At 64.3% G+C, this 6,348-nt stretch carries 6 protein-coding genes; 1 reads left to right on the forward strand and 5 read right to left on the reverse strand.

Going from position 1 to position 6,348, the window contains the following annotated elements; translation table 11 throughout:
* Together AC1DYI_RS23910 and AC1DYI_RS23915 are read right to left on the reverse strand one after the other, a co-directional pair.
* Window positions 1–922, reverse strand: a 922-nt coding sequence (locus AC1DYI_RS23910; RefSeq protein ID WP_477206632.1) for a hypothetical protein, incomplete at its 3' end; no start/stop codon positions are given.
* A 258-nt stretch (window positions 923–1,180) separates the two neighbouring features.
* Entirely contained in the window at window positions 1,181–1,873 is a 693-nt protein-coding gene (locus AC1DYI_RS23915; protein ID WP_477206633.1) for a glutathione S-transferase N-terminal domain-containing protein, read from the reverse strand.
* A 42-nt stretch (window positions 1,874–1,915) separates the two neighbouring features.
* Here AC1DYI_RS23915 and AC1DYI_RS23920 point away from each other — a divergent pair, with 42 nt between their 5' ends.
* On the forward strand, window positions 1,916–2,608 hold the full coding sequence (locus tag AC1DYI_RS23920; protein WP_477206634.1) for a hypothetical protein: 693 nt from the start codon (window positions 1,916–1,918) through the stop codon (window positions 2,606–2,608).
* Window positions 2,609–2,657: 49 nt separating this feature from the next.
* Here AC1DYI_RS23920 and AC1DYI_RS23925 read toward each other — a convergent pair whose 3' ends face one another.
* The 3 genes from AC1DYI_RS23925 to AC1DYI_RS23935 all read right to left on the reverse strand — a co-directional run.
* Window positions 2,658–4,085: a right-handed parallel beta-helix repeat-containing protein gene (locus AC1DYI_RS23925; protein WP_477206635.1), complete on the reverse strand. Its 1,428-nt coding sequence runs from the start codon at window positions 4,083–4,085 to the stop codon at window positions 2,658–2,660.
* Window positions 4,086–4,243: 158 nt separating this feature from the next.
* A complete protein-coding gene (locus AC1DYI_RS23930; protein ID WP_477206636.1) occupies window positions 4,244–5,464 on the reverse strand; it encodes an acyl-CoA dehydrogenase family protein in 1,221 nt (406 codons plus the stop codon).
* 70 nt (window positions 5,465–5,534) lie between these two features.
* Window positions 5,535–6,348 (reverse strand): phosphotransferase family protein (locus tag AC1DYI_RS23935; RefSeq protein ID WP_477206637.1); only part of this gene is annotated, 814 nt, incomplete at its 5' end.

Consider the following 6,348-nt stretch of genomic DNA (forward strand, 5'->3'; position numbering starts at 1 on the left):
GCGTGTGATAGGCGTGGTACGGGAGGGTCTGGGGCTGCAGATTGGTCCATTCGTGGCATAGCGACCGATAGAAGGTCTTTCCTTCGATGATCATAGTGGTGCTGCCATCGCACTCGGATCCACCGCTGTCTTGCTGGGWGGACTTCCATGCCTCCCATCGGACAGCGCCGTAAAGCGTGTTCTGGTAAAAGACTTCGATCTGTTCCGCCGCCGCGACGCTGGAATTGGAGAAGTGATAGGTCTTGATGGAATACAGCGACCGGCCGTTGGAAAAGGGTATCCACTTGGCTGCGTCCCAGACGGTGTAACCACTGTGCGTCGGGCTGCATTGACCGTAGTCGCCGCCGTTGCCGATGAATACGTCGCTGCCGCCCACTCCATTGGAGATCGAGTCAGGCCAGAGAACCCAGTCGCCACCAAGGTCGCCGAATTGGCCGCACCAGATGTACTTCTCGCTCGTCTTTTTCGGATCGCGGGTGCCGTAGATGAAGCTGTAGCCGCGATAGTTGTCCGTGATGTCGTAGCCGTCGCCGACTGCGTAGTTGCGCAACAGGTGTTCGAGGGACCCGGATTGGCGGGTATTGATGAACCGGAGGCGATTCCCGAACATCAACGGCATGCTGTTCGAGACGCTTGATAGCTTGCCGGAGCTGGTTTTCGTGAAACGAATATAAGGCAGATCCTCGCCGATACGCAGCTTGCGGCGATTTTGGGTGCAGAGATAAGGATCATCGGGAATAGGCTCGCCGTCAGCGTCCACGCAAACATACTGACCCAGGAACCTGTTGCTTAGCGTCTCAGTGTAGGTCAGGGGCGTCAGCCCGACATACAGGCCTTCGGTGCCGGGATTAACATACGCGGGCTCGTTGTACCAGGCCGCCGCTATGGACTGGCCGTGAATTGAAACGACCACTGCGCCCATCAGGCAAGAGCGCCAGAATGGCACGATTGATGTGCGATGGGTCCCGCTACTGGAATATGCAGACATGGTCCTCCCGAGAATGAAGTTTTTGAAACCGGCCACTATATCTTGTCGTGCCGAGGCAAACCCTGGTGAACGCCTGTGGCTGCGGCTTGCCGTCACGTTGGGCCGCGTCGTGCAACAGACCCTGGCGAGTGGGCCTGGCCTAATGTTGATGTTCGTGTGTCGGACAACGGGATCGGATCGTGGCGTAGGGCTTCACCGACGCTCGTACTGCCGCGCGCCGAACAGCACTTCGCGGGACTTGTCGTCGGTGATCGAGCGGCGCCTGTCGGCGAGGACCTCGACGCCGCGCATCACCGCCGGGCGCTTGGAGATCTCGTCGAACCAGCCTTTCAGGTGCGGGAAGTCGTTCCAGTCGATGCCCTGGTTTTTCCACGAGCGCAGCCAGGGGAAGATGGCGATGTCGGCGATGCTGTAGTCCTTGCCGCCGATGTAGCGCGAGTTGGYCAGGCGGCCGTTCAGCACCATGTACAGGCGTCTGGCCTCGTTGGTGTAGCGGTCGACTGCATAGGGGATCTTCTCGGGTGCGTAGACGCGGAAGTGATGCGCCTGGCCCAGCATGGGCCCGATGCTGCCCATCTGGAACATCAGCCACTGCAGCACCTCGTACTTGCCGTGGGTGCTGGCCGGCAGCAGCTTGCCGGTCTTGCCGGCCAGATACAGCAGGATCGCGCCCGACTCAAAGAGTGAGATGGGCTTGCCGTCCGGCCCGTCGGGGTCGACGATCGCAGGAATCTTGTTGTTCGGGCTGATCGCGAGAAACTCGGGTTTGAACTGATCGCCGGCGCCGATGTCTACCGGGATGGTCCGATAGGCGAGGCCGCACTCCTCCAGCATGATGTGGACCTTGTGACCATTGGGCGTGGCCCACGAATACACTTCGATCATGACCTCGGCTCCTCGCGTTGGTGTTGCGACTCTAATCCAACCATGCTGAAGTTCATCAAGCAACGGTTGTTTCGAGCCAGCAGTTTCGAGGGCCGCGATGCCCTGCAGGCTTGGGCCGAGTCGGCCGGCTGGACCATGCGCAACACGCGCGACCGCGAGGGCTTCGTCATCGACAGCCGGGCGGGTGTGCTCGACGGCCGGATCGAATGGGGCCCGTCACAGCGCCATTACATGGGCTCGCATGAACTGCGGCTGCGCGGCGAACTGCCCGCATTGAGCGGCGAAGCTCACGCGCTGGTGATGCCCCGCGCGCTGTTGGACACGGTCGAGGGCGAGCTGTTCAACCAGTTCGTGGGCGGCGTGCAAACCCGCATTGACGAAGAGACGCCCGAGGAGATGCGCTGGCTGGCCATGTCGCCCAAGCTGAGCGGTGCCTTGTTGGGCGAGCTGAAAAATCACTACGCGGCAGTCAGCAACCGCCTGCCCTGGTTGGCCCATTGGCTGCATGGCCCGCTGGGTGAGCTCTTGCTGCAGCGCGCGCTCGGCGCAGCCGAGGCTGCGCCGCCGTTTGCACTCATCGTGCAGCGCAACCGGCTGACGCTGCGGGTGGCATTGCCCGAGCCGGACGTGGCCTCGGTGCAGGCCGCGCAAGCCTTGTTCGAACTGGCGCGAGTCCAGGCCGGCGTGACGGCGGACGAACCCGGGGCGGACGAAGAGGGCCCGCCGAGCCAATAGCGGCCCTGGACGTGCCCGTCCCGGCCTCATTCGCCACCCACTGGCGTGGTTACTGGTCTGGCCCGATCAAGGGGCTGCAGATCGAGGGCAGCCATGAGTTGGAGACCACGGCGAACGGGCCTTGGATGCCGCCGGCGGTGTTGATGTTTCCGCAGATCACGCCGGTGACCGCGGCGGTGTTCAGCGTCGCCGCCAATGTGCCGGCGCCCATGTAGGAGCCGCTGATGCCGATCACTGCCTTCAGTGGGCCTTTCCAGGCATTGGCGTTGACATGGAGGTCGGTCGTTCTGATGCCGTAGGTGCCCGCGGAGCCGTAGGCCAGCAGGCCGTAGCGCAGATTGGGGCCGCCCGAGTAGGTGACATCGTTGTATTCGATGTTCAGCCCGACGAGACCGACCGAGTAGATGACGTCGCCCGTTGTTTCCTGCCGCAGCACGTTGTTGGTGATGGTGGCATGGTCCGGCGTGCCGGAGTTGTGGGGAACCAGACGGATCACCGGCCCGTCGCCGGCGGTCGCGGCGCGCCGGATGAAGTTGTCGTGAATCTGGTTGAACGGGCTGGCCTTCGAGATCTCGACCACGCCTGTTCCGGCGCTGCCTGTGGTTCGCGTGATCTCGTTGTGGTCAAACTCGCACCGAGTGCAGCTGTAGGCGTAGATGCCTCTGCCCGCGAACACGTTCTCGGTCACCCGCACATTGGTGGCCAGCTGCAGCTGAAGCGCAAAGTCGCCCTGCGGCGATTGGCCCAGTGAGAAGGTGTTGTGAGCGATCAGCCAATCGATGTTCTCGCCCGAGCCTTCGCCGTCGACGTCCTGATCGCCGGTGTCATGGAACTGGTTGTTCGTGATCTGCAGGCCACGCGCGCCGGAATGGATGGCCACGCCGCTGCGATCGCACTGCAGGAAGTCGTTGTCGTGGATCCTGGCGTTGGTGATCAGACTTGCGGCGTAGCCGACCAGCTGGATGCAGTCGCCACCCGGTTCACCGCGTTGGGGATGGTTGTAGCTCATGTGGAAGACCTCGGCGTCCGCAGCCGGGCCGAGGATCTTGCTGGCATGCGTCTGCTCGCCTGTCATCGAGAGGCTGGCAGTGTCCATGGACAGATCGTGCAACGCCGGCCCTGCGCCGGTCATGCGCACGCCCTCCCAATCCTGGCCGCCGGCCGAGCCTTTGAAGCGCAGCAGCGAAGCAGGGCCGTCTCCATACAGGTGGGCGCCATTCAGGGTCAGCATCGCGTAGATGCGTCTGGCCGGCGGCACGAACGAGGGCGTCTCGATGTCGTACACCCCCGCCGGCAGGTAGGCACAGCCTTGTTGGTCCAGCGCTTGCTGGATAGCGGCGCGGTCGTCCAGCCCGTCGTTGGGTATCGCCGAGGGAACGGAGCACGTCGAGGCCCTTGCTACGGGCGTGCTGAGGCACAAGACTGCACAGACGGCTGCCGACAAGGTCGCAGACAGCAGGGTGGAAAGAGGCTTCATGCAGGATCCTTTGTTCCGGACGACGGCGGTGGTCGGGAAAAAGGTGTCGTCCTGTCTGTCAATCGAAATCGGACGACGAAACCTGCCAATGAGGGGCGGACAGGCAGGCGCTCAGCGCCCGCTGCCCGTTCATGCCCGCGCCGAAGAGGCGCGACGGCTCAGGCCGCGGGGCGCTTGCCCAGCTCGATCTTGGCGATCGCGTTGCGGTGCACTTCGTCCGGGCCGTCGGCGAAGCGCAGCGTGCGGGCACCGGCGTAGAAGTTGGCCAGCGGGAAGTCTTGGCAAACGCCGGCTCCGCCGTGCACCTGCATCGCCCAGTCGATCACCTGGCAGGCCATGTTCGGAGCCACGACCTTGATCATCGCGATCTCGGCTTGCGCGCTCTTGTTGCCGGCCACGTCCATCATCCAGGCGGCCTTCAACGTCAGCAGCCGAGCCTGTTCGATCATGCAGCGTGCGTCGGCGATGCGTTCCAGCGTCACGCCCTGTTGGGCGACGGTCTTGCCGAAGGCGGTGCGCTTGAGCGCGCGGTCGCACATCAGCTCCAGCGAACGCTCGGCCAGGCCGATCAAACGCATGCAGTGGTGGATGCGGCCCGGGCCGAGGCGGCCTTGCGCGATCTCGAAGCCGCGGCCTTCGCCCAGCAGCATGTTGCTGGCCGGCACGCGCACGTTGGTGAATTCGATTTCCATGTGGCCGTGCGGCGCATCGTCGTAGCCCATCACCGTCAGCGGGCGCAGAACCTTGACGCCGGGGGCGTCCATCGGCACCAGGATCATCGACTGCTGCGAGTGGCGGGCCGCAGTCGGGTCCGTCTTGCCCATGAAGATCATGATCTTGCAGCGCGGGTCGCCGGCGCCGCTGGTCCACCACTTGCGGCCGTTGATGACGTAGTCGTCACCATCGCGCTCGATGCGGGCTTCGATGTTGGTCGCGTCGGACGAAGCGACCGCCGGTTCGGTCATCGCAAAGGCGCTGCGGATCTCGCCGCGCAGCAGCGGCTCGAGCCATTGCTTCTTGTGCTCGGCGCTGCCGTAGCGCACCAGCACTTCCATGTTGCCGGTGTCAGGTGCTGAGCAGTTGAACACCTCGCTGGCCCAGGGCACGCGGCCCATGATCTCGGCCAAGGGTGCGTATTCCTGGTTCGTCAGGCCGGCGCCCAGCGTGCTGTCGGGCAGGAACAGGTTCCACAGCTTGACGGCGCGGGCCTTGGGCTTGAGCTCTTCGATCACCGGCAGCGGCGACCAGCGCTTGCCGGCCTGGGTGTTGGCTTCGAGCTCGGCCCAGTAGCGGGCTTCGTTCGGGTAGACATGCTCGTCCATGAAGGCCGAGACGGCGGCGCGCAATTCCTGCGTCTTGGGTGAGTAGCCGAAGTCCATGGCGGGTCCTTGTGGGTTGCGAGATCGTGAGGTGAGGGTGGTCTCGGCGGGCCGAGACCGGGTGTCGTTGTCAGGCCGATTCAGCGAACTGCCATGCCAGTTGGGCGAGAAGGGGCGCGGCATCGCCTGTCGCGCGCGCCTGGCTGCTGGCGGCCGTGCCGTCGACCACGCGCTTGGCAATGCCTTGCGCGATCGCCGACAGGCGGAACAGGTTGTAGGCGAGGTAGAAGTTCCAATCGGCCATCACCGCGTCGACGTCGGCGCGGCTGGTGCGCTCGCAGTAGCGGCGCACGTAGTCGCGCTCGCTCGGGATGCCGAGTGCAGCATGGTCCAACCCCGCAATGCCGCGGAACACGCCGGCCGGGATGTGCCAGCTCATGCAGTGGTAGCTGAAGTCGGCCAACGGGTGGCCGATGGTCGACAGCTCCCAATCGAGCACCGCGGTGATGCGCGGCTGAACGCTGTCGAAGATCAGGTTGTCGAGGCGGTAGTCGCCATGCACGATGCTGATTTGCGACTCGTCGCGCGCGCTGGCTGGGATGTGCGCCGGCAGCCAGTCGAGCAGCTTGTCCATCGCCGGGTTCGGGCCGGTGACAGAAGCCAGGTATTGCTTGCTCCAGCGGCCGATCTGGCGCTCGAAGTAGTTGCCGGGCTTGCCGTAGTCGGCCAGGCCCACGGTGGGCACGTCGACGGTGTGCAGCGCGGCGATCACGCGGTTCATCTCGTCGTAGATCGCGCCGCGCTCTTCAGGCGTGCAATCGGGCAAAGCCTGGTTCCACATCACCCGGCCGCCGACGAACTCCATCACGTAGAAGGCGCGGCCGATGATGGCCTCGTCTTCGCACAGCACGTGCATCTGCGCGACCGGCACGTCGGTATCGTGC

Source organism: Ideonella sp. P3_A4 (assembly GCF_056403075.1).

Bases quoted from the DNA above. Each gene is read 5' to 3' on its own strand.
- AC1DYI_RS23920 (WP_477206634.1), top strand. From the start codon at position 1,916: ATGCTGAAGTTCATCAAGCAACGGTTGTTTCGAGCCAGCAGTTTCGAG.
- AC1DYI_RS23925 (WP_477206635.1), bottom strand. From the start codon at position 4,085: ATGAAGCCTCTTTCCACCCTGCTGTCTGCGACCTTGTCGGCAGCCGTC.
- AC1DYI_RS23930 (WP_477206636.1), bottom strand. From the start codon at position 5,464: ATGGACTTCGGCTACTCACCCAAGACGCAGGAATTGCGCGCCGCCGTC.